The following is a 21,560-nucleotide window of genomic DNA, read 5'->3' as shown; positions in this document are numbered from 1 at the left end:
CTATTTACGCCAGATGATGTCAGGGCTGAGTAAATTAACGATGATCGGCGAATTATCGGTTGCTATAATCGATTGCGCAGGCCCTCCGCTTACCGTGGTCATGGAACCTTCCGCTTTATCAAGCCGTTGCGGCCCGCAAGGCAAAATGCATGTTGCACAATGCATAACAACAGTCATTACACTTATTTCAGGTACTGCACGTGACGAAAGATGAACTGCGCGCGGAACTCGAGCGCCAGGCTGAACGTTACAAGGATGTTTATGGTGGCGAAGTCACCACATACGCCGCACAACCGGATCCGGAACGCAAACCCTGGCGCAAGCGTGCCAGCGTTCGTGACCAGGCCTTCAGCCAGGAACTGGAACGCATCGAAAAAGAACTGCGCAGCGACAACCCCTGAGCGTCGGGGGCGCCCTCTGCGTGTCGTCGCCCGGTGCACCCGGGCGAGGTCGATCTTTACTGTCTGGCCGATGATGAAATGGAATCACACAAATTTCATACGGCCGTTTGAATTTTAGGGAAATGACCACTTCTCAACATTTCGGCCTTATTTCGCCATATTTTGTGATTTTTTACCGCCATTTATCGCCTTGAGCGCCCCCCTCCGCACGACACGGTTGCACCATGAAGGCGGTCATCTGTCTGTTGCAGGTGCATCGATTGCCAAGGTTTTCTGGCATAATCCCGCCCCCCTATGACCCGCCAGACAACCTTCATGATCGATTTATTCAGCGGACTGGATGCCTGGGTGTTGGTGAGCCTGCTGCTCGCCTTGACCTTCGTACTCGCCTTCGAGTTCATCAATGGCTTTCATGACACCGCCAACGCGGTAGCTACCGTCATCTATACCAAAGCCATGCCGCCACACCTCGCCGTGTTCTTCTCCGGCGTGTTCAACTTCCTTGGGGTTCTGCTCGGCGGTGTAGGGGTGGCCTATGCCATCGTGCACCTGTTGCCGGTAGAGCTGCTGATCAATGTGAACACCGGACACGGCCTGGCCATGGTCTTCTCGTTGCTGGCCGCGGCCATCACCTGGAACCTGGGCACTTGGTACTTTGGCATCCCTGCCTCCAGTTCGCACACGCTGATCGGCTCCATTCTCGGTGTCGGCCTGGCCAACGCCCTGATCAACGACATTCCGCTAGGCGACGGCGTCAACTGGCAGAAAGCGATTGATATCGCCATGTCGCTGGTAGTCTCGCCAATGGCCGGTTTCGCCGTTGCTGCCCTGGTGTTGATCGGCCTGAAATGGTGGCGCCCGCTGTCGAAGATGCACAAAACCCCGGAACAGCGCCGCAAGCTCGATGACAAGAAGCACCCACCCTTCTGGAACCGTCTGGTCCTGGTTGTTTCCGCCATGGGCGTGAGCTTCGTGCACGGCTCCAACGACGGCCAGAAGGGCATTGGCCTGATCATGCTGGTGCTGATCGGTATTGTGCCGGCCAAGTTCGTACTCGATCTGAACAGCACCACCTACCAGATCGAACGTACTCGCGACGCTACCCTGCACATGAGCCAGTTCTACCAGCGTAACGCCGCCACCCTGGGCGAGTTCCTGGCACTGGGCAAGGCCAAGGCCAGCGATCTGCCGGAGCAGTTCAGTTGCAACCCGCAGCAGACCGAGCCGACCATTGCTGCGCTGCAGACCTCGCTGAAAGGCGTGACGGACTACCACAGCCTCGATGCCGAGAAGCGCGTTGAAGTGCGCCGCTATTTGTTGTGCCTGGATGACACGGCAAAGAAGGTTGGCAAGCTGCCAGGCCTGGACGCCCGTGAAAAGTCCGACCTTGAAAAACTGCGCAAAGACCTCACCGCCACCACCGAATACGCCCCGTTCTGGGTGATCGTGGCCGTCGCCCTGGCCCTTGGCCTGGGCACCATGGTTGGCTGGAAGCGCGTGGTATTGACGGTGGGCGAGAAGATCGGCAAACAAGGCATGACCTATGCCCAAGGTATGTCGGCACAGATCACCGCAGCCTGCGCCATCGGTATGGCCAACGTATTCGCCCTGCCGGTGTCGACCACCCACGTGCTGTCGTCCGGCGTGGCCGGCACCATGGTTGCCAACAAAAGTGGCCTGCAAGGCGGCACTGTGAAAACCATCCTGCTGGCATGGGTCCTGACCCTGCCTGCCTCGATGGGCCTGGCGGCCGGCCTGTTCTGGCTGGCGTCCAAAGCCATTGGCTGAGTGACACCGCAATGAATAAAGGCGCCCTCGGGCGCCTTTTTCATAGCCGTTATGCCTGCCGAAGCAGCCTTGTGCTACCAAGGGTATGGGCGCGGCGCAGGAAGACTACCTTTTCTTGCCCCCTAACAACGACCCCATCAACCCGCGCACCAACTGCCGCCCCAACTGGTTAGCGGCCTGGCGCACTGCTGACTTGATCGCCTGCCCCGCTGCACTCTGCAAGAACTCACCCGCCTTGTCGGCAAAACTCTCTTCATCCGCCTTCGGTTGCGGCGCCGGTTCCACCGGCTCGCCCTTACGCTGGCTCAGCATTTCATAGGCTGACTCACGGTCCACCGGTTTGTCATAGCGCCCCGACAATGGCGAAGCCGCAATCAGCGCACTGCGCTCAGCCGCACTCAGTGGCCCGATACGCGACTGCGGCGGTGCAACCAGCACCCTCTGCACGATGGCCGGTGTGCCCCTTTCTTCCAACGTACCCACCAGCGCTTCGCCAATACCCAGTTCGGTAAGCACCGCCAGGGTGTCGAATGTTGGGTTGGGACGGAAACCATCGGCTACCGCCCGCAGCGACTTCTGCTCCTTGGCCGTGAACGCCCGCAAGCCGTGCTGAATGCGCAAGCCCAACTGGGCCAGTACCGCGTCCGGCAAGTCACCCGGCGACTGGGTAACGAAATAGACCCCCACCCCCTTGGAGCGGATCAGCCGGACCACTTGCTCAAGACGGTCTTGCAGCGCCTTGGGCGTGCCGTTGAACAGCAAGTGTGCTTCATCGAAGAACAGCGCCAGCACCGGCTTGTCGGCATCACCGCGCTCGGGCAACTGCTCGAACAGTTCGGCCAGCAACCACAACAGGAACGTCGCGTACACCTTGGGTGCCTCGTGCACCAATCGGCTGGCATCGAGCAGGTGGATACGTCCACGGCCATCCGGATCAGGGCGCAGCAGGTCCTCCAGTTGCAATGCCGGCTCGCCAAACAGTGCCTCGGCGCCCTGCTGCTCCAACGTAGCGAGCCGGCGCAACAAAGCCTGGGTGGAGGCCGTGGTCATCAGCGCGCTGTCTTCGCCAAGCAGATGCGGGTTGTCCTTCAGATGCGCCAGCAGGGCCTTGAGGTCTTTGAGGTCCAGCAGCAGCAGGCCTTCGCGGTCGGCCACCTTAAATGCTGCATACAGCGCCGCCTGCTGGCTGTCGGTCAGTTCCAGCAAGTTGCCCAGCAGCAGCGGCCCCATTTCACTGAGGGTGGTGCGCAGCGGGTGGCCCGACAGCCCGGCGATATCCCACAAGCTCACCGGGTAGGCCTTGGGCGTATGCCCCAGCCACGGCATGCCGGCGATGCGCTCAGCCACCTTGCCTTGTGGCGCACCAGCAGCACCCAAGCCACAGAGGTCGCCTTTGACATCGGCGGCGAACACCGCTACCCCCGCGTCGCTGAACACCTCCGCCAGGTGCTGCAGGGTGACGGTCTTGCCAGTACCGGTTGCGCCAGCCACCAGACCGTGGCGGTTGGCCAGGCGCATTGCTTGCCCGACTGGCTGGCCATCCGGGCCCGCGCCTACAACGATGGTCGAAAATTCCGACATCTCTTTAATCCTCTGCTCAAGCTTTAGCTTAATTCGGCCGATACCTGTGGGTGTTATTCGCCTTAATTAGAGAGGAACAGCCGAAAAGGGACTTTTCGGGATGTTGCACAACCTACGGCTCCACTCGTGCGAACGCCTGATATAAAACCTTAGCGGAACCGATTACGCCATGAACAAAAGCCTTCGTTTCAGCCACAAGATTCTTTTGGCGGCATCACTGATCGTGATACTCGCCTTCAGCCTTTTCACCCTCTACAACGATTACCTCCAGCGTAATGCGATCCGCGAGGACCTGGAAAACTATCTGGCTGAAATGGGCACCTCCACGTCGACCAACATTCGCAACCTGTTCGAGGGCCGGATAAAGCTGGTGGAGAACCTGGCGCAGAACATTGCCCAGGACCCAGCCAACGCCGAAACCCTGATGGGTCAGAATGCGCTGATATCCAGCTTCCTCACGGTCTACCTGGGCAAAGTCGACGGCGGTTTCAGCGTACGCCCGGACGCGAAGATGCCCGACGGCTACGACCCGCGCACCCGCCCTTGGTACAAGGACGGCATGAACGCCAGCGGCGCGACGCTGACCGAACCCTACATCGACATGACCACCAACAAGATGGTCATTGGTATCCTCAGCAAGGTCTCCAGCAGCGTGGGCGTGGTCGGCGGCGACCTGGCCCTGGACGGCCTGGTGCAGATCATCAACTCGCTGAACTTCGGCGGCATGGGATACGCCTTCCTGGTCAACGACCAGGGCAAGATCCTGGTACACCCGGATAAGGATCTGGTCATGAAATCGCTGTCGGACCTGTTCCCGCAGCGCACGCCGAAACTGACCGGTGAGCTGACCGAAGTGCAAAGCGAGGGCCAGACCCGCCTGCTGACCTTCAGCCCGATTACCGGCCTGCCGTCGGCAAACTGGTACATCGGCCTGTCGGTGGACAAGGACAAGGCCTTCTCGATGCTCAGCACCTTCCGCACCTCGGCGGTGATCGCCACGGTGGTGGCAGTGGTGATCATCATCGGCCTGCTCGGCTTGCTGATCCGCGTGTTGATGCAGCCGCTGCACACCATGACCCGCGCCATGGAAGACATTGCCGAAGGTGAAGGCGACCTGACCAAGCGCCTGCACATCCACAACCACGACGAATTCGGTGTCCTCGGCAACGCCTTCAACCGCTTCGTCGAGCGCATTCACAGCAGCATTCGCGAAGTGTCCTCGGCCACCGAGCAGGTCAACGAAGTAGCCCTGCGGGTGATCAGCGCTTCGAACTCGTCGATGACCAACTCCGACGAGCAGTCCAACCGCACCAACAGTGTCGCCGCCGCCATCAATGAATTGGGCGCTGCGGCTCAGGAAATCGCCGGCAACGCCGCCCAGGCCTCGCAGCATGCAAGCTCCGCGCGCCTGTTGGCCGAAGAAGGCCAGCAAGTGGTCGAGCGCAACATTGCCGCGATGAACCGCCTGTCCGACCTGATCGTCACCTCCAGCGCGCACATCGAGACACTGAACAGCAAGACCGTGAATATCGGCCAGATCCTGGAAGTGATCACCAGCATTTCCCAGCAGACCAACCTGCTGGCGCTGAACGCCGCCATCGAAGCGGCCCGCGCCGGTGAGGCCGGGCGTGGCTTTGCCGTGGTCGCCGATGAGGTGCGCAATCTGGCGCACCGCACCCAGGAGTCGGCGCAGCAAGTGCAGACCATGATCGAAGAGCTGCAGGTCGGTGCCCGCGAGTCGGTCGACACCATGGACCAGAGCCAGCGCCACAGCCAGGACAGCATGCAGATCGCCAACCAGGCGGGTGAGCGACTGGACAGCGTTACCGTGCGCATTGGCGAGATCGACGGCATGAACCAGTCGGTGGCCACTGCCACCGAAGAGCAGACCGCCGTGGTCGAGGCGATCAACATGGACATCAACGAGATCAACATGCTCAACCAGGAAGGCGTGGAGAACCTGCAAGCGACCCTGCGCGCCTGCTCCGACCTCGAGCAGCAGGCTGGCCGCCTGAAGCACCTGGTGGGCAGCTTCCGTATCTGATAAAGGCTACACCTTCACCTGGAGCAGCCTTGTGCTGCTCCAGGCATTGCGCACTCCCCCTCTCAAACCGATCGAACAAACTATCCTTCTGATAGGTCCACCTTTAGGCGTTTCATCGCCGGCCATTCAACGCCGGATGACAGACCCGAAGACGATCCCGGAGGGATGCTGATCGTGCACATCGCCGACATCACCATGTTCTACGCCCCGGCCAGCGGTGGCGTACGTACCTATCTTGATGCCAAACATCACCGTCTCGACGCCATTCACGGCGTACGCCACAGCCTGTTGATTCCCGGTGCCAGCGCCCAACACGGCGATGGCATCTATCAGGTACCTGCGCCACCCTTGCCGTTTGGCAAGGGCTACCGCTTTCCGGTACGCCTGGCCCCCTGGTGCAATACACTGCGCACGCTCAAACCCGACCTGATTGAAGTTGGCGACCCCTACCTGACCGCCTGGGCGGCGCTGGAAGCGCGGCGCCAGCTCGACGTGCCCGTGATCGGTTTCTACCATTCCGACCTGCCGTTACTGGTCAGCAACCGCATGGGCAACTGGTTCGCACCCAATGTCGAGGCCTACGTCAGCAAGCTATACGGCAATTTTGATCGGGTATTGGCCCCCAGCCAGGTGATGGCCGACAAATTACGCCGCTTGGGCGTGCGCGATGTCCATGTGCAGCCGCTGGGCGTTGACCTTGCCACTTTCCACCCCTCCCGGCGCGACCCACATGTGCGTGCCGAACTGGGCATTCCCGACACCAGCCGCCTGTTGATCTTTGCCGGCCGCGGCTCGCGGGAGAAGAACCTGCCGGTGCTGCTTGACTGCATGCAGCAACTCGGCGCCCCCTACCACCTGTTACTGGTAGGCTCGAACATGCCGGCCAACGTGCCGTCCAACGTCAGCGTCATCGATCACTTCTGCCCGTCTGCCGAGGTGGCCCGGCTGATCGCCAGCGCCGACTTGCTGGTGCATGCTGGCGACCAGGAAACATTCGGCCTGGTCATTCTCGAAGCGATGGCCAGCGCCACCCCTGTGGTGGCCGTGCGCGCCGGTGCGTTCCCTGAAATCATCAACGAACAGTGTGGCCGCCTGTGCACGCCCAACGATGGTCGGGCCATGGCGTGCGCCGTGCGCGAGGCGTTCGAGGCGGGTACCCGCGAGCTCGGCCTGCAGGCCCGCCACCATGTAGAGCAACATTATTCATGGGATAACGTGGTAGCTGGCCTGCTCCAGCACTACCAGGCCGTGCTCGGCCACCAGCCGCAGGTGCGCGCCCATGCTTGAGCCCTCCGCCAGCCAGCGCAGCCTCATGCTGGTGTTGCACGATGTTGCCCCGGAAACCTGGCCGGACTATGAACCGTTCGTAAGGGCCGTGGACGCACTGGGCCACGTGCCAATGACATGGCTGGTGGTCCCGGACTTCCATCGACGCAATCCGCTGCACCAGGCACCTTCGTTCTGCCGCCTCCTGGACGAACGCCTTGCCAAAGGTGACGAACTGGCGCTTCACGGCTATGCCCATGCTGACGAAGGCCCCGCACCGCGCAGCCCCATCGACTACTTCATGCGGCGCATTTATACCCATGAAGGCGAGTTCTACGGCCTTGATGAGAACGAAGCGCTTACCCGGCTACAGGAGGGCCTGGCGCTGTTCGAGAGCCAAGGTTGGCCTGTGGCAGGCTTTGTCGCACCGGCCTGGCTCATGAGCCAGGGCACGCGGCAAGCCCTGTGCCGCCTGCCACTCAAATACACCAGTACACCGCAGCATCTGTACCGGTTGCCAGACTTTACAGCCATTGATGCGCCAGGCCTGGTCTGGAGCGCACGGAGCGCATGGCGTCGCACATTGTCCCGCACGCTGTGCGACTGGCAATGCAGGCGCTGGCGAGGCGCGAGCACATTGCGCTTGGGGCTGCACCCTGTAGACATGCGTCATCGCTCATCCCGAGACTATTGGTTGCGAACGCTGGAAACACTGGTGAAGGATGGCCGCGAACCGCTGACCAAATCTGCCTGGCTGGAGCGCCAGGGGGCAGCATGAAGCGTTGGGCCTGGCTGGCGCTGGCACTGCTGGGGGCAGCGCTGGTGCCAGCGTTGCTGGGTGGTAGCGAGCTGCTGCCGAGGCTGAGCCGGTTCGACCCGCACCTGCTGCTCATGCTGCTAGGCATGATTCTGTTGTGCTGGGTCATCAATGCGCTGCGCCTGCGCCTGTTGCTGGGTGAGCAGGCAAAACAGTTGAGCCATGCTCGCAGCCTCGGCGTGGTCATGGCCACCGAGTTTGCCATCTGCACCACCCCTGGCGGCAGTGGTGGGCCGCTGACCCTGATGGCCCTGCTGGCGCGAGACCGCATCCGCCCGGCGCGCAGCGGCGCCGTTTTTGCCATGGACCAGCTGAACGACCTGGTGTTCTTCTTCTGCGCAATGCTGGCGATTGCCGGCTACGCGCTGTTCCACAGCCTGGGCCGCAGCCAGGAAAGCATGTTGCTTGGCAGTGCGTTACTGCTGTGCACAGCGTTGGCCGGGGTGATCGGGCTGTTGCGCTACCGGCGCCCGATAATGCGCATGAACGGCAGGCTGTTGCAGCGCATGGGGATGGGCCAGCCGCGCAAACGTCGCTGGGCGCGCAAACTGCTGCACTTTGTTGCAGCACTGGCGCAGACCTGGCGCCTGCCCAAGCGCAGGCTGAGCCTTGTGTTCACCCTGACCTGCATCCACTGGGGGCTGCGCTACAGCGTGCTGTACCTGGTGTTGCGGGGCTTGGGGGTAGACCTGCAGTGGATTCCCAGCTTCCTGGTGCAGATGCTGTCGCTCAGCGCCGGCCAATTCAGTCTGCTGCCTGGCGGGGCCGGGGCCGCCGAGCTGACGTCGGCCAGCCTGTTGACACCCTTGGTAGGCAGCTCGACCGCAGCTGCAGCAATCCTTATATGGCGGGCGGTTACTTACTACTTTTATCTGCTGGCTGGGGGGCCGGTGTTTGTGTGCCTGCTGGGACGTCCGTTGCTGGAGCGCTGGCGGCGTCAGGCGGGTTGAGCTGTTGCCAGAGTTCGGCGGCGCCGGGGAAGTCGGTGCCATCCGTATCATCCAGGGCTTCAGGGTCGTAGCGGGCCAGGCAGCCTTCGCCAAGGATCGGTGGAGGTGAGGCGACGGGATTGTTGCGTTGCTTGGTCATTGCCGTTTCACCCAAGATTGCCGGGGCGCTCTGCGCCCCTGTCGCGACAGGGCTGCGCAGCAGCCCAGCACCTCACAGCAAGCCGGACGGTGTCAGTCGAACACCACAGTCTTGTTACCATGCACCAGCACACGGTCTTCCAGGTGATAACGCAGGCCACGGGCCAGCACCATCTTCTCCACATCACGGCCAAAGCGGACCATGTCATCGATGCTGTCGGCATGGCTGACACGCACCACATCCTGCTCGATGATCGGGCCGGCATCCAACTCTTCAGTGACGTAGTGGCACGTCGCGCCAATCAGCTTCACCCCACGCAGGGCAGCCTGGTGGTAAGGCTTGGCGCCGACGAACGACGGCAGGAAGCTGTGATGGATGTTGATCACCTTCTCGGCATAGTCCCGGCACAGTTGTGGTGGCAGGATTTGCATGTAGCGGGCCAGCACCACGACGTCGGCGGCATGCTCCTGCACCAGGCGCGACACTTCGGCAAAGGCCGGGGCCTTGTCTTTGGGGTCGACCGGAACATGGAAGAACGGAATACCGTGCCACTCGACCATGCTGCGCAGGTCGTTGTGGTTGGAGATGACGCAAGGGATCTCGCAGTCCAGCTCATCGGTGTGCCAGCGGTGCAGCAAGTCTGCCAGGCAGTGCGACTCACGGCTGGCCATCAATACCACGCGTTTTTTCTGAGCCGAGTCGGTAATGCGCCAGGTCATGGAGAACTCTTCGGCGATCGGCGCAAACGCCTCACGGAAGGCTTCGATACCGAACGGCAGCGATTCAGCGCGGATTTCATGACGCATGAAGAACCAACCGCTCTGCTCATCGGAGTGGTGGCTGGCTTCGTTGATCCAGCCATTGTACAAGGCCAGGAAATTACTGACTTTCGCCACGATGCCTACACGGTCGGGGCAGGCGATCACCAGACGATAGGTGCGCATGAATGAGACTCCAGAACTTCGCAAAGGCGCCTATTCTAGCGGCCCGCCAGAAAAAACGCAGTATTGATCGCTGCCGCGATTGCATATGCAGGCCCGAAAACGCCACACGGGCGCTGCCTGACAGACAAGAGGAAACGCACGGGGCATATGTAAAAATTTGTTCACGTAGAGAAATGCTGTCACAGCTTAATTAACAGTTAATTGCCCAATCTTATGTTTACTTGCGAGTAGGGGCTGTCTATTATTGCCCCACACATTTCTGAACACGCATTAAGGAACACTCCATGTCCCTGATCAACGAGTACCGCGCTACCGAAGAAGCCATCAAGGAACTTCAGGCCCGCCTGGCCAATCTGTCGCAGGATGACAAGCTGAAGAAAGAACTGGAGTTCGAAGGCAAACTGCGCACACTGATGGGCGAGTACTCCAAGTCGCTGCGCGACGTGATTGCCCTGCTCGATCCAGAATCGAAACTGAGCAAGGCACCTCGTGGTTCGGTCAAGACTACCGCCACCAAGCGCGCACGCAAGGTCAAGCAATACAAGAACCCGCACAACGGTGAAGTGATCGAAACCAAAGGCGGCAACCACAAGACCCTGAAAGAGTGGAAAGCCACTTGGGGCGGCGATGTGGTTGAAAGCTGGGCAACCCTGCTGGACTGATTATCCGCATACGCCTCTTGCTTCGCACAACAAAAACGCCGGCACACTGCCGGCGTTTTTGTTTACCGGCCATCAGCCGATTGAATAGTGCTCCTGCAATTGTCGAGCATGCAGTTGCCAGGCCTCCAACACTCGCCTGCCCGCCTCGTCGGCGCCCTCCCAGGCTTGCTGGCGTGCCTGTTCGAAGTCGCCCAAGGTATTCGGCGCGCCCCACTGCGGGTCGCTCAGGCGTTGCTGGCAGAAGCCATACCAACGTTGCCGCTCTTCGGGGGTCAAGGTTTCAGGGAAGTTACGTGCCCGGTAGCGAAACAACAGCTCCGGCAAACGCGGATCATCGAACATCCAGTGGCCATGGCTCAACTGCGCCGGTTCCAGCGCACGAACTTGCTCGCATAAGCGCCGGTCGCGGTCACCTATAAAACCCTCATACAACTGCTGTTCCGGGTCCTCGCTCGGAGCGAACTCGTCCTTGCCATAGATGTGCTCCAGCTTTTCTTGCCATTGCGCCTGTTGATTGGCCAATTGTTCGCCGCGCGATTGTAACAACGTCAAGTCCAGGCCCAATCGTTGTTGATCGACCGGGCGCAATACCGACAGCGGCGCCACTACCGGGCAACGATTGATCTGCACCAATTTGAGCGGTACCGGTAATTCACCTTCAGCCAATTCATCATGCCGGGTGTACAAGCGCTGACGCAAAACTTCAGCACTTTCCCGCAGTAACGGTAGGGTTTCCTGATGCAGGTCGCAGACAATCAGTGCATTGCGATTACGCGGGTGCCAGGCCAGTGGCAATACGACCCCCAGGTAATTGCGCGCCGCCGAAAAACGCCCGGATATATGCACCAGTGGCTGCAACAGACGGATCTGCTCCATCACTTTATGCTTGCTACGCAGTTGAAACAGCCAGTCATACAACTTGGGTTGTTTCTGCCGAATCAGGCGAGCCAAGGCAATGGTTGCCCGCACGTCGGAAAGCGCTTCGTGGGCATGACCGTGGTCAATGCCATTGGCCTTGCTCAGCAGCTCCAGACGCAGGCTGGTGCGCCCGTCCTGCTGCGGCCATTCAATGCCCTCCGGGCGCAGGGCATAGGCGGTGCGCACAATGTCGATCAGGTCCCAGCGGCTATTGCCTCCCTGCCATTCACGGGCATAGGGGTCGAAAAAGTTGCGGTAAAGGCTGTAGCGGGTCACTTCATCGTCAAAGCGCAGGGTGTTGTAGCCGGCACCACAGGTACCCGGTTGCGCCAGCTGGGCGTGCACGCGAGTCATGAACTCGGCTTCGCACAGGCCCTGCTCCGCCAACAGTTGTGGCGTGATGCCTGTCACCAGGCAGGCCGCCGGGTGCGGCAGGATGTCGTCCGACGGTCGGCAATAAAGGCTGATTGGCTCGTCGATTTCGTTGAGGTCGAAGTCAGTGCGCACGCCGGCCACCTGCAGCGGCCGATCGCAGCGCGGGTTGATGCCGGTGGTTTCATAGTCGTGCCAGAAAATGCTGGAGGTCACGGGGTCGTCCTGTATCGAGGTCGACCCGATTCTAGCGCGATTCTGAAAAATGAACGTTCAGACGGGAGCGTTCGCGGGGCGGAAACTGAAATAGTCGCGCAACGAACGTACGAAATCATCGTACTCGCGCGGAGACTGCAGCAGCATGAAGCCCGAATCGTAGTGCCCAGGCGTCTGGTCCTCGCGGCACCACAGGCAACTGGCCGTGAGGTTGACGAACTGGTGCCCGCCGCCAGGCAGGGGCATACGCAGTTGCAGCTCGTAATCAGGCCCGACCAACACGGGCAGCTGGCTGATGACCATCAACCCATTTTCAGAGGCATTGCCTAGCTGACCGATCTCCTGACCGGTAAAGCGGTTGAACACCTTGAGGACACAAGGTAGCTGATGACGTTCGATGTGGCGCTTGTTAAACATGATCGCGAGTGTATTCCGTACCTGATGCCAGGAATACTAGGTACTGGCGGTTGTTGTAACAGCTGAGTTACAGATTAGCGCAGCACGCGCAGCAAATCCCGTGAAATAAACCACACCTTTGTGTTAGCGCCAAGGTACGGTCGTCACCGGATTGGCCACGGCCGTTTCTGCGCCGCGCAAATGGCCGAGTTTTTCCAGCGTCTGCAGGCGCGCTCGGGCGCGATAGGCATATTCGTTGCCCGGGTACTGCTGGATCAGGTACTGATAGGTTTGCGCCGCGTCCACGTACAACGCCTGGCGCTCCAGGCACTGGCCGCGCAGCAGTGATACTTCGGGGTGGATGAACGGCCGGGCACGGCTGGTGCGATCAACCTGCGACAGTTCGAGCATGACCCGTGCGCAATCGCCGCGGTCGTAGGCGCGGTAGGCATTGTTCAGATGGTGGTCCATGGACCAGCGGGTACAGCCGACGGCGCTGGCGGCCAAGGCTAAAACGATCAGGGCTCGCATGGGGATCTCCTTTGATGCCAGTGTATCGGCGTTTGCCTGCAAATCTTCACACCCTTTTGCAAGGATACCCTGCCCCGTTCAAATGCCACCCTGCCTTGGTCGCAGGTAGTGCAACGGAACAATGACTACAGCGAGATTCAGGAGTAGCCTTTCGCTGCGCTTCACTATAGGAGTCTGTGCATGAGCATCCGCCGCACCAAAATCGTCGCCACCCTTGGCCCCGCCAGCAACTCGCCGGAAGTGATCGAACAACTGATCCTCGCCGGCCTGGACGTGGCACGTCTGAACTTCTCCCACGGCACGCCGGACGAGCACAAGGCCCGCGCGCGCCTGATCCGTGACATCGCCGCCAAGAACGGCCGCCATGTTGCACTGCTGGGCGACCTGCAGGGTCCGAAGATCCGCATCGCCAAGTTCGCCAACAAGCGCATCGAACTGAAGATCGGTGACAAGTTCACCTTCTCCACCGCCCACCCGCTGACCGAAGGCAACCAGGACATCGTCGGTATCGACTACCCCGACCTGGTCAAGGACTGCGGCGTTGGTGACGAACTGCTGCTCGACGATGGCCGTGTGGTCATGCGCGTCGAAACCGCCACTGCAGACGCCCTGCACTGCGTGGTGATCATCGGTGGCCCGCTGTCGGACCACAAAGGCATCAACCGTAAAGGTGGTGGCCTGACCGCACCGGCCCTGACCGAAAAAGACAAGGCCGACATCAAACTGGCTGCGGAAATGGACCTGGACTACCTGGCCGTTTCCTTCCCGCGTGACGCCAGCGACATGGAATACGCGCGCAAGCTGCGTGACGAAGCCGGCGGCAGCGCCTGGCTGGTGGCCAAGATCGAACGCGCCGAAGCAGTTGCCGATGACGAGACCCTCGACAAGCTGATCGCCGCCTCCGACGCTGTGATGGTTGCCCGTGGTGACCTGGGCGTGGAAATCGGCGACGCCGAGCTGATCGCTATCCAGAAGAAGATCATCCAGCACGCCCGCCGCAACAACAAGGCCGTGATCGTGGCGACTCAGATGATGGAGTCGATGATCCAGAACCCGATGCCGACCCGCGCGGAAGTGTCCGACGTGGCCAACGCCGTGCTGGACAACACCGATGCGGTGATGCTGTCGGCCGAGAGCGCCGCCGGTTCCTACCCGATCGAAGCGGTCCAGGCCATGGCACGCATCTGCCTGGGTGCCGAAAAGCACCCGACCAGCCAGAAGTCCAGCCATCGCCTGCACACCACCTTCCAGCGCTGCGACGAAAGCATCGCCTTGGCGGCCATGTACACTGCCAACCACTTCCCGGGCGTAAAGGCGATCATCGCCCTGACCGAAAGCGGCTACACCCCGCTGATCATGTCGCGCCTGCGTTCGCATGTACCGATCTTCGCCCTGTCGCCGCACCGCGCCACCCAGGCACGCGCCTCGATGTTCCGTGGCGTGTATCCGATTGCCTTCGACCCGGCCGCGCTGCCGGCCGACAAGGTGAGCCAGGCAGCGGTCGACGAACTGCTCAAACGTGGCCTGGTGGAGCAAGGTGACTGGGTGATCCTGACCAAAGGTGACAGCTACCACACTATCGGTGGCACCAACGGCATGAAGATCCTGCACGTGGGTGATCCGCTGGTCGGTTGATCCACGCTTTTCACAGCACAAGGCTCAAGCGCAGCCTTGTGCTGCGAAGAGGCCCCGACTGGAATAACAAAAAGCCCCGGTTCTCGCGAACCGGGGCTTTTTGATGGTGCAGGGGGTAAGGCTGGCTTACATCATGCCGCCCATGCCACCCATGCCGCCCATATCAGGCATGCCAGCAGCTGGCTTGTCTTCCGGCAGGTCGGCAACCATGGCTTCGGTGGTGATCATCAGACCGCCGATCGAAGCAGCAGCTTGCAGCGCCGAGCGAGTAACCTTGGCTGGGTCCAGGATGCCCATCTCGATCATGTCGCCGTATTCACCGGTAGCGGCGTTGTAGCCGAAGTTGCCCGAACCTTGCTTGACCTTGTCAGCAACCACGCTTGGCTCATCACCGGCGTTGGCAGTGATCTGGCGCAGCGGGGATTCAACAGCGCGACGCAGCAGCGCGATACCGACGTTCTGGTCTTCGTTGTCGCCTTTCAGGTCGACGATGGCAGCCAGGGCGCGAACCAGGGCAACACCACCGCCAGGCACCACGCCTTCTTCAACGGCTGCACGGGTAGCGTGCAGGGCGTCTTCAACGCGGGCTTTCTTCTCTTTCATTTCAACTTCAGTGCCGGCACCTACCTTGATCACGGCAACACCGCCAGCCAGCTTGGCCAGACGCTCTTGCAGCTTCTCACGGTCGTAGTCCGAGGAAGTTTCTTCGATCTGGGCACGGATCTGCTTGACGCGTGCTTCGATCTCGGTGTCAGCGCCAGCACCGTCGATGATGGTGGTGTTTTCCTTGGACAGGATGACGCGCTTGGCGTTACCCAGGTGCTCCAGGGTAGCGGTTTCCAGGGACAGGCCGATTTCTTCGGAGATGACCTGGCCGCCAGTCAGGACAGCGATGTCCTGCAGCATGGCCTTGCGGCGATCGCCGAAGCCTGGAGCCTTGACTGCAGCAACCTTGACGATGCCGCGCATGTTGTTGACTACCAGGGTAGCCAGCGCTTCACCTTCAACGTCTTCGGCAACGATCAGCAGTGGGCGGCCGGCCTTGGCAACGGCTTCCAGAACTGGCAGCAGCTCACGGATGTTGGAGATTTTCTTGTCGACCAGCAGCAGCAGCGGGCCTTCCAGCTCGGCAACCATGGTGTCCGGCTTGTTGACGAAGTACGGCGACAGGTAGCCGCGGTCGAACTGCATGCCTTCTACGACGGACAGTTCGTTTTCCAGGCCCGAGCCTTCTTCAACGGTGATCACGCCTTCTTTACCGACTTTTTCCATGGCTTCGGCGATGATTTCACCGATGGAGTTGTCGGAGTTGGCAGAGATGGTACCTACCTGGGCGATGGCCTTGGAGTCGGCGCATGGCTTGGACAGGTTCTTCAGCTCGGCAACAACGGCAGCAGTGGCCTTGTCGATACCGCGCTTCAGGTCCATCGGGTTCATGCCGGCAGCGACGGCTTTCAGGCCTTCGTTGACGATGGCCTGAGCCAGAACGGTAGCGGTGGTGGTGCCGTCACCGGCAGCGTCGTTGGCCTTGGAAGCAACTTCCTTGACCAGCTGGGCGCCCATGTTTTCGAAAGCGTCTTTCAGCTCGATTTCTTTGGCGACGGAAACGCCGTCCTTGGTGATGGTCGGCGCGCCGAAGCTCTTGGCCAGTACCACGTTACGGCCTTTCGGGCCCAGGGTCGCTTTTACCGCGTCAGCCAGAACGTTGACACCAACCAGCATTTTCTTACGGGCGGAATCACCAAATTTTACGTCTTTAGCAGCCATGATCGTTTAATCCTTGAAAAACTTTGGAGTAACGGGAAGTCGGGGGGAAATCAGCCTTCAACAACGGCGAGGATTTCGTTCTCGGCCATGACCAGCAGGTCTTCGCCATCGACTTTCACGGTGTTGCTGCCCGAGTACGGGCCGAAAACCACTTTGTCACCCACTTTCACGGCCAGCGCGCGAACTTCGCCGTTGTCCAGGACGCGACCGGTGCCGACGGCTACAACTTCGCCGCGGTTTGGTTTTTCAGCGGCCGAACCCGGCAGGACGATACCGCCAGCGGTTTTCGATTCTTCTTCGCTGCGACGGATGACTACGCGGTCATGCAGAGGACGAAGTTTCATTGTCGATCTCTCCCAAATTGTGGTTTTCATCGGCCGGTTCGACACCGGCGGTTTTGATGCTGTCCGGCGTTGCCGGGGGCGGCCCGCTGTGAGCGAACCACCTGTGTAATGTCTGGTGTTGCCACCAGAAACCTTGCGGTGACCACATACATGAGGCCGCCACATCCAATTACAAGGCTCGAGATAGAAAAATTTTCATCAGGCCAAAAAAAACCGGGGCCGCTTGTGCGGCCCCGGTCCTTCTTACTTGTCGCGGCGCTCGTACTCGCCTTCGATCACGTTCGGGCGGTGGCCGCCATCACGCGGCTGCGCCTGGAAGGGGTCGTCCTGGAATGCACGCTGGCGCATGGCCTGGGCCTCGGCACGCTCGCGCATCTTGCGCGCTGCCAGGCGGCGGGTGAATGGCAGCAGGCACAGCACACCCAGCACGTCGCTGATGAAGCCGGGCAGCAACAACAGGCCACCACCCACGGCCAGCATCATGCCCTGGAACATGTCCTCGGCGGGCAATTCACCGCGCTGCAGGCTTTCACGGGCGCGCAATGCAGTCGCCAGGCCGGCCACCCGCATGACCAGTACGCCCAAGGCGGAGCCGGCGATGATCAGCAGCAACGCCGGAAAGAAACCGATTGCCGCGCTGACCTTCACGAAGACGAACAGCTCCAGCACAGGAAAAATCAGAAACAGCAGTAGAAAAGCACGCATCAAGGGTTCCTCGACGGAAGATAACCTTCCAATAAGACCTCACATGGATGCCTGCGCTCCGGATTTCAACCCTCGGCTTGCATCACAAGCGGCCAATGGTCGGCGCGAGCCAGCAAAACCAAGGCCTCGCGGACTTGTGTCGGCGTGTTGCAAGTAGTGGGGAAAGGCAACCAGTGCACGGCCTGGCCGATGCGCAGGTGCATGCCTTCACTGTCTACCCCAACCATCTGCGCCGGTACGTGCTGTGGCAACCCGGTCAATTCGACGTAGTGGGCAATGGCACTGGCGTGATCGCTGTTCATGTGTTCGATCATGCTCCCCTCGGCCTTGCCCGCGAACGGGTTGGCCAAGGTGACATGGTCAAGCCAGTGGATCGCACCGAAGCCGCCGATGTAACGGTGACGCACCGGTTGCAGCACCCAGAAATCGAAGTCGTGGGCCTTGTGGTAGTTGGCCGCATCCGGGAAATAGCGGTAATAGCGTTCGGCGGCGGCCTCGATGACGGCCTCGTCGACCAGCTTGTGCGCTTCGGCCATCACCGTCAGGCGCCCTACCGCCTGCACATCCTCAGCCTCGCGCTCACCCACCAACAGCGAACACTTGGGGTCCTTCTGCAGATTATGGGTGTGCTGGGCAATGCGGCTGATCAGGATCAGCGGGTTGCCCTGAGCGTCCAGGCAGTACGGCACGACCGAACCGAAGGGGTAGCCAGGCATCGACCTGGAATGTGTCGAAAGCACGCCGCGGTATTCCTTGAGCAGCAGTTCCCGGGCGGGGCGGATGGCGTTGGTACTCACTTGAGGGCGGCTCCTGGCGGACGGGTTCGGGACAAGATAAGCATTATCAGCTGCCTGTGCCACTGACCTGCATCCAGACGCCTTACCAGGTAACGCCGAAGCCCGCGGTATAGCGTGTCTTGTCCAGGTCACTTTCACGCGTGCCGGTGATGATATCCTTCTCCGCCTTAAGGTTCAGCGAGGCCCACTCGGTGACCTTGTAGCGCAGGCCAACCTCGGCATCCAGCGAGTAGTCGGCCACGCCACCCAGCGGCTTGGCGAACTCGCCGTTGGTGAACAGCTGCACGTTCTTGCCGATCAGGTATCGGGTGTAATCCCACTTCACGGCCGCAGAATAGAAATTATCCTTGCCGCCGTCCTGATACTCGAAGTCAGTACGGTTGATCAGTGAGCCCAGCGAGAACGCGCCCAGCTCATCGTCCCAGAACTGGTAACCCGGGCCGGTACCCACGGTGCGCTGGCGGGCCAGGTCTTCGATGCGATCGCGTTTGTATTCCGCACGCCCCTGCCAGAACCACTTCTCGGTAATGAAGCGGTCCAGCGCGTACTCGGCGCTCCAGTTGTCGGTGGTGGTGACGTCGTCCTTGGTCTCGCGGTTGTACTCACCCTCGGCGTTGTGCCGCCAACGGCCATGACGGGCGGTGGTCTTGAAGCCTACGTCGTAATCGTCGGTGTCGTTCTCGGCGCGCTTGTAATCCAGGGCCACGTCGACATTGCCTTTCCACACGAAATCCTCGACCAGCGGCTTGGGCTTCATGATCTGCTCGATACTGGCCAGTTCCACCGTCTTCGGTGCCTCGCCATTGGCCAAGGTCACCTTGCCTGGCTCTGCCGCCTTGAGCGACTTGGCTTTCTCTCCGCTGTAGGCGTCCTGCTTGACCAGCATCTCCTGGTCGCTCTCCAGCGTCTGGACCTGTTTCCAGTCCAGGGCGATGGACCCGCCATAAGGGGTTTCCAGCAGCAGCTTGCCGCCGTCGAATACCTTGATCTTGCCACTTAGCCGGTCACCGTTCTTCATCCACACAGTGTCGGCGAACACCGGAGAGGCACACAGGGAAACAGCAAGAAGGCACAACAAGGATCTAGAATTCATAAACGGGCTTTGTTTGCGGACTATGGGTTCGATTTGACGAAAAAGCCGGGCATTATCCAGATACCCACGACCAGAGCAAGGACAGACCGGGAGTATGCCGTTGAGTTCAACTCTCATTGACCAGACCACCGGTCCGGTTTCATCTGCAGCCCAAGGCGGGCGAGATGTCTGATGGATATGAGCACGCCCTCGATTCGGCCGAGGGCCGACGAACGGCGCTGTATTCAGTACTGGGCCAAGTGCCACCCGGCAAGGTCGTGAGCTATGGCCAACTGGCCGAACTGGCAGGGCTTGGCCGTGCGGCGCGCTGGGTTGGGCGCACCCTGGGGCAGTTGCCTGCAGACACACGCCTGCCTTGGCACCGGGTGCTTGGTGCAGGTGGCCGGCTGAGCCTGGCGCTGGGCACCCCGTCGGGCGATGAACAACGGGCGCGGTTACGCGCAGAAGGTGTGAATGTAAGCAACAATCGTGTGGATATGACGCGCCATGGCTGGCGCCCAATGGAGCACAGCGGTTAGAGTGCGCGCTTTGTTTTCGAAAACTTGAGGCAGATGTTGGCCCATGCCCCGTAAAACCTGGCGCGCTGCGCTTGCTGCCTATGCCAGCCCGTCAACATTGGTACTTTTGCTACTCGGTTTCGCCGCCGGCCTACCCTACATGCTGGTGTTTTCGACCCTGTCGGTATGGTTGCGCGAAGCCGGCGTTGCCCGTGAAACCATCGGTTATGCAAGCCTGATTGGCTTGGCCTACGCCTTCAAGTGGGTCTGGTCACCGCTGCTCGACCAATGGCGCTTGCCGCTGCTTGGCGGCCTCGGGCGCCGGCGTTCGTGGCTGCTGTTGTCGCAAGCGCTGGTGGTGATCGGGCTGGTCGGCATGAGCCTGTGCGACCCGCAACAGCATCTCTCCTGGCTGATTGCCATGGCCGTACTGGTGGCTTTCGCCTCGGCTACCCAGGACATTGCTGTCGACGCCTACCGCCTGGAAATCGCTGACGACCAGCGCCAGGCCGCGCTCGCAGCCAGTTACATGGCCGGCTACCGGGTGGCTGCCTTGCTCGCCACGGCCGGTGCCCTGTTCTTCGCCGAGTGGTTCGGCTCTACCGGCTTCAGCTACCTGCACAAGGCCTGGGCCGGCACTTACGTGATGTTCGGGGTGATGATGCTGCCCGCCCTGTTCACCACGTTGGTCATGCGCGAACCGCCAGTGCCCATGCGCACCCAACTGTCGGCAGCGCGCTACGGGCTGGTGCACCAGATGGCTTCGGTGTTCGTGCTGATCATCCTGCTGGTCTCGGTACCGGCCAGCTTCACCCAGATGTTCAATACCGGCTGGTCCAGCGTGGTCTCCGGTGATGCCACGCCGCTCGACCTGCTGCTGGAAGACCGCGCCTTCCTGCGCCTGATCCTCTACGTGCTGCTGACCTGGGCCTGCCTGTCGAGCCTCGGCCGTCGCGGCCTGGCCCCCGTGCTGACCCCGATCAACGACTTCATCACCCGCTACCGCTGGCAGGCTCTGCTGCTGCTCGGCCTGATCGCCACCTATCGCATGTCGGACACGGTGATGGGGGTGATGGCCAACGTGTTCTATATCGACATGGGCTTCACCAAGGACCAGATTGCCAGCGTCAGCAAGATCTTCGGCCTGATCATGACCCTGGTCGGCGCCGGGGTTGGCGGCCTGCTGATCGTACGCTTCGGCATCATGCCCATCCTGTTCATTGGCGGCGTAGCCTCTGCCGGCACCAACATCCTGTTCCTGATGTTGGCTGACATGGGGCCGAACCTGGAAATGCTGGTGGTGACCATCTCGCTGGACAACTTCAGCTCCGGCATGGCTACCTCGGCCTTTGTCGCCTACCTGTCCAGCCTGACCAACCTGAAGTTCTCGGCGACCCAGTACGCGCTGCTCAGTTCGATCATGTTGCTGTTGCCGCGGCTGATCGGCGGGTATTCGGGCGTTATTGTGGAGAAGTTCGGCTACCACGACTTCTTCCTGATCACGGCGCTGCTGGGGGTGCCTACGCTGATCCTGATCGCCCTGCAGTGGCATCAGGAAGCCGGGCGGGGAACGCCGGTGGCGGACGACCACTCGGTGGCTGAGCGGCCCTGAAACTTTGTATTGCCTGTGCTGGCCTCTTCGCGGGTAAACCCGCTCCTACAAGGCAGCGCGGCCCGGTGTAGGAGCGGGTTTACCC

General features: G+C 60.9%; 20 protein-coding genes and 1 pseudogene. 11 read left to right on the top strand and 10 right to left on the bottom strand.

Annotated features, from left to right (window positions below; all coding sequences use genetic code 11):
* The first annotated feature begins 200 nt into the window (after nt 1-200).
* Entirely contained in the window at nt 201-401 is a 201-nt protein-coding gene (locus AC3WLP_RS22100; RefSeq protein WP_003251937.1) for a hypothetical protein, read from the top strand.
* A gap of 315 nt (nt 402-716) precedes the next feature.
* Complete coding sequence (locus AC3WLP_RS22095; RefSeq protein ID WP_003251935.1) at nt 717-2,189, top strand: inorganic phosphate transporter; 1,473 nt, start codon at nt 717-719, stop codon at nt 2,187-2,189.
* Between the two features lie 105 nt (nt 2,190-2,294).
* Here the strand turns inward: AC3WLP_RS22095 and AC3WLP_RS22090 are convergent, their stop codons facing one another.
* Nucleotides 2,295-3,770: a helicase HerA-like domain-containing protein gene (locus AC3WLP_RS22090; protein ID WP_012053636.1), complete on the bottom strand. Its 1,476-nt coding sequence runs from the start codon at nt 3,768-3,770 to the stop codon at nt 2,295-2,297.
* A gap of 169 nt (nt 3,771-3,939) precedes the next feature.
* Between AC3WLP_RS22090 and AC3WLP_RS22085 the strand changes: the two are divergent.
* From AC3WLP_RS22085 to gpgF, 5 genes and pseudogenes are all read left to right on the top strand, one after another.
* Nucleotides 3,940-4,956, top strand: a pseudogene (locus tag AC3WLP_RS22085) (cache domain-containing protein); the annotation flags it as partial.
* A gap of 93 nt (nt 4,957-5,049) precedes the next feature.
* A complete protein-coding gene (locus AC3WLP_RS22080; RefSeq protein WP_370588296.1) occupies nt 5,050-5,814 on the top strand; it encodes a methyl-accepting chemotaxis protein in 765 nt (254 codons plus the stop codon).
* A gap of 165 nt (nt 5,815-5,979) precedes the next feature.
* Nucleotides 5,980-7,101 carry an N-acetylglucosaminyl phosphatidylglycerol synthase gene (gene gpgS / locus AC3WLP_RS22075; protein ID WP_088513330.1) on the top strand — a complete coding sequence of 374 codons (1,122 nt, stop codon included), beginning with the start codon at nt 5,980-5,982 and terminating at the stop codon, nt 7,099-7,101.
* The gene (gpgD, locus tag AC3WLP_RS22070; RefSeq protein WP_012053638.1) at nt 7,094-7,858 is read left to right on the top strand and encodes an N-acetylglucosaminyl phosphatidylglycerol deacetylase; all 765 of its coding nucleotides are present in this window, start codon (nt 7,094-7,096) and stop codon (nt 7,856-7,858) included. The genes gpgS and gpgD overlap by 8 nt, the downstream gene beginning before the upstream one ends.
* Nucleotides 7,855-8,847: a glucosaminyl phosphatidylglycerol flippase gene (gene gpgF / locus AC3WLP_RS22065; RefSeq protein ID WP_003251923.1), complete on the top strand. Its 993-nt coding sequence runs from the start codon at nt 7,855-7,857 to the stop codon at nt 8,845-8,847. Before gpgD ends, gpgF begins: the two co-directional genes overlap by 4 nt.
* Nucleotides 8,848-9,078: 231 nt before the next feature.
* Here the strand turns inward: gpgF and purU are convergent, their stop codons facing one another.
* A complete protein-coding gene (gene purU / locus AC3WLP_RS22060; protein ID WP_088513329.1) occupies nt 9,079-9,930 on the bottom strand; it encodes a formyltetrahydrofolate deformylase in 852 nt (283 codons plus the stop codon).
* A 284-nt stretch (nt 9,931-10,214) separates the two neighbouring features.
* Between purU and mvaT the strand changes: the two genes are divergently transcribed.
* Nucleotides 10,215-10,592, top strand: a complete 378-nt coding sequence (mvaT, locus tag AC3WLP_RS22055) for a histone-like nucleoid-structuring protein MvaT (protein WP_003251920.1) — start codon at nt 10,215-10,217, stop codon at nt 10,590-10,592.
* Between the two features lie 72 nt (nt 10,593-10,664).
* On the opposite strand, the gene sbcB is transcribed toward mvaT, so the two are convergent.
* The 3 genes from sbcB to AC3WLP_RS22040 all read right to left on the bottom strand — a co-directional run bounded on the left by sbcB (nt 10,665) and on the right by AC3WLP_RS22040 (nt 13,025).
* On the bottom strand, nt 10,665-12,098 hold the full coding sequence (sbcB, locus tag AC3WLP_RS22050) for an exodeoxyribonuclease I (RefSeq protein WP_003251919.1): 1,434 nt from the start codon (nt 12,096-12,098) through the stop codon (nt 10,665-10,667).
* A 57-nt stretch (nt 12,099-12,155) separates the two neighbouring features.
* A complete protein-coding gene (locus tag AC3WLP_RS22045; protein ID WP_012053641.1) occupies nt 12,156-12,515 on the bottom strand; it encodes a PilZ domain-containing protein in 360 nt (119 codons plus the stop codon).
* A 123-nt stretch (nt 12,516-12,638) separates the two neighbouring features.
* Nucleotides 12,639-13,025 (bottom strand): tol-pal system YbgF family protein, encoded by a 387-nt coding sequence (locus tag AC3WLP_RS22040; RefSeq protein WP_003251914.1) that lies wholly within the window; start codon nt 13,023-13,025, stop codon nt 12,639-12,641.
* Between the two features lie 180 nt (nt 13,026-13,205).
* Here AC3WLP_RS22040 and pyk point away from each other — a divergent pair, with 180 nt between their 5' ends.
* Nucleotides 13,206-14,660, top strand: coding sequence for a pyruvate kinase (gene pyk / locus AC3WLP_RS22035; RefSeq protein WP_003251912.1), 1,455 nt, complete (start codon nt 13,206-13,208; stop codon nt 14,658-14,660).
* 126 nt (nt 14,661-14,786) lie between these two features.
* Here the strand turns inward: pyk and groL are convergent, their stop codons facing one another.
* The 5 genes from groL to AC3WLP_RS22010 all read right to left on the bottom strand — a co-directional run bounded on the left by groL (nt 14,787) and on the right by AC3WLP_RS22010 (nt 19,366).
* Complete coding sequence (groL, locus tag AC3WLP_RS22030) at nt 14,787-16,427, bottom strand: chaperonin GroEL (RefSeq protein WP_003251907.1); 1,641 nt, start codon at nt 16,425-16,427, stop codon at nt 14,787-14,789.
* 50 nt (nt 16,428-16,477) lie between these two features.
* Nucleotides 16,478-16,771 carry a co-chaperone GroES gene (locus AC3WLP_RS22025; RefSeq protein WP_003251905.1) on the bottom strand — a complete coding sequence of 98 codons (294 nt, stop codon included), beginning with the start codon at nt 16,769-16,771 and terminating at the stop codon, nt 16,478-16,480.
* A gap of 243 nt (nt 16,772-17,014) precedes the next feature.
* Complete coding sequence (locus AC3WLP_RS22020) at nt 17,015-17,476, bottom strand: FxsA family protein (RefSeq protein ID WP_003251903.1); 462 nt, start codon at nt 17,474-17,476, stop codon at nt 17,015-17,017.
* Between the two features lie 65 nt (nt 17,477-17,541).
* The gene (locus AC3WLP_RS22015; protein WP_012053642.1) at nt 17,542-18,273 is read right to left on the bottom strand and encodes a HugZ family pyridoxamine 5'-phosphate oxidase; all 732 of its coding nucleotides are present in this window, start codon (nt 18,271-18,273) and stop codon (nt 17,542-17,544) included.
* Between the two features lie 82 nt (nt 18,274-18,355).
* Nucleotides 18,356-19,366, bottom strand: a complete 1,011-nt coding sequence (locus AC3WLP_RS22010) for a DUF481 domain-containing protein (RefSeq protein ID WP_012053643.1) — start codon at nt 19,364-19,366, stop codon at nt 18,356-18,358.
* Between the two features lie 164 nt (nt 19,367-19,530).
* Here AC3WLP_RS22010 and AC3WLP_RS22005 point away from each other — a divergent pair, with 164 nt between their 5' ends.
* Together AC3WLP_RS22005 and AC3WLP_RS22000 are read left to right on the top strand one after the other, a co-directional pair.
* Complete coding sequence (locus tag AC3WLP_RS22005; protein WP_010952470.1) at nt 19,531-19,884, top strand: MGMT family protein; 354 nt, start codon at nt 19,531-19,533, stop codon at nt 19,882-19,884.
* 43 nt (nt 19,885-19,927) lie between these two features.
* Entirely contained in the window at nt 19,928-21,475 is a 1,548-nt protein-coding gene (locus AC3WLP_RS22000) for an AmpG family muropeptide MFS transporter (protein ID WP_012053644.1), read from the top strand.
* Nucleotides 21,476-21,560: the final 85 nt, after the last annotated feature.

This window comes from Pseudomonas sp. FW305-E2 (assembly GCF_058782925.1).
This window is presented reverse-complemented; position numbering and strand designations above follow the sequence as displayed.

Bases quoted from the DNA above. Each gene is read 5' to 3' on its own strand.
- purU (WP_088513329.1), bottom strand. From the start codon at position 9,930: ATGCGCACCTATCGTCTGGTGATCGCCTGCCCCGACCGTGTAGGCATC.
- AC3WLP_RS22040 (WP_003251914.1), bottom strand. From the start codon at position 13,025: ATGCGAGCCCTGATCGTTTTAGCCTTGGCCGCCAGCGCCGTCGGCTGT.
- AC3WLP_RS22025 (WP_003251905.1), bottom strand. From the start codon at position 16,771: ATGAAACTTCGTCCTCTGCATGACCGCGTAGTCATCCGTCGCAGCGAA.
- AC3WLP_RS22080 (WP_370588296.1), top strand. From the start codon at position 5,050: ATGACCAACTCCGACGAGCAGTCCAACCGCACCAACAGTGTCGCCGCC.
- AC3WLP_RS22005 (WP_010952470.1), top strand. From the start codon at position 19,531: ATGTCTGATGGATATGAGCACGCCCTCGATTCGGCCGAGGGCCGACGA.
- pyk (WP_003251912.1), top strand. From the start codon at position 13,206: ATGAGCATCCGCCGCACCAAAATCGTCGCCACCCTTGGCCCCGCCAGC.
- AC3WLP_RS22090 (WP_012053636.1), bottom strand. From the start codon at position 3,770: ATGTCGGAATTTTCGACCATCGTTGTAGGCGCGGGCCCGGATGGCCAG.
- mvaT (WP_003251920.1), top strand. From the start codon at position 10,215: ATGTCCCTGATCAACGAGTACCGCGCTACCGAAGAAGCCATCAAGGAA.
- groL (WP_003251907.1), bottom strand. From the start codon at position 16,427: ATGGCTGCTAAAGACGTAAAATTTGGTGATTCCGCCCGTAAGAAAATG.
- AC3WLP_RS22010 (WP_012053643.1), bottom strand. From the start codon at position 19,366: ATGAATTCTAGATCCTTGTTGTGCCTTCTTGCTGTTTCCCTGTGTGCC.
- AC3WLP_RS22045 (WP_012053641.1), bottom strand. From the start codon at position 12,515: ATGTTTAACAAGCGCCACATCGAACGTCATCAGCTACCTTGTGTCCTC.
- AC3WLP_RS22020 (WP_003251903.1), bottom strand. From the start codon at position 17,476: ATGCGTGCTTTTCTACTGCTGTTTCTGATTTTTCCTGTGCTGGAGCTG.
- gpgS (WP_088513330.1), top strand. From the start codon at position 5,980: ATGCTGATCGTGCACATCGCCGACATCACCATGTTCTACGCCCCGGCC.
- gpgD (WP_012053638.1), top strand. From the start codon at position 7,094: ATGCTTGAGCCCTCCGCCAGCCAGCGCAGCCTCATGCTGGTGTTGCAC.
- gpgF (WP_003251923.1), top strand. From the start codon at position 7,855: ATGAAGCGTTGGGCCTGGCTGGCGCTGGCACTGCTGGGGGCAGCGCTG.
- AC3WLP_RS22095 (WP_003251935.1), top strand. From the start codon at position 717: ATGATCGATTTATTCAGCGGACTGGATGCCTGGGTGTTGGTGAGCCTG.
- AC3WLP_RS22000 (WP_012053644.1), top strand. From the start codon at position 19,928: ATGCCCCGTAAAACCTGGCGCGCTGCGCTTGCTGCCTATGCCAGCCCG.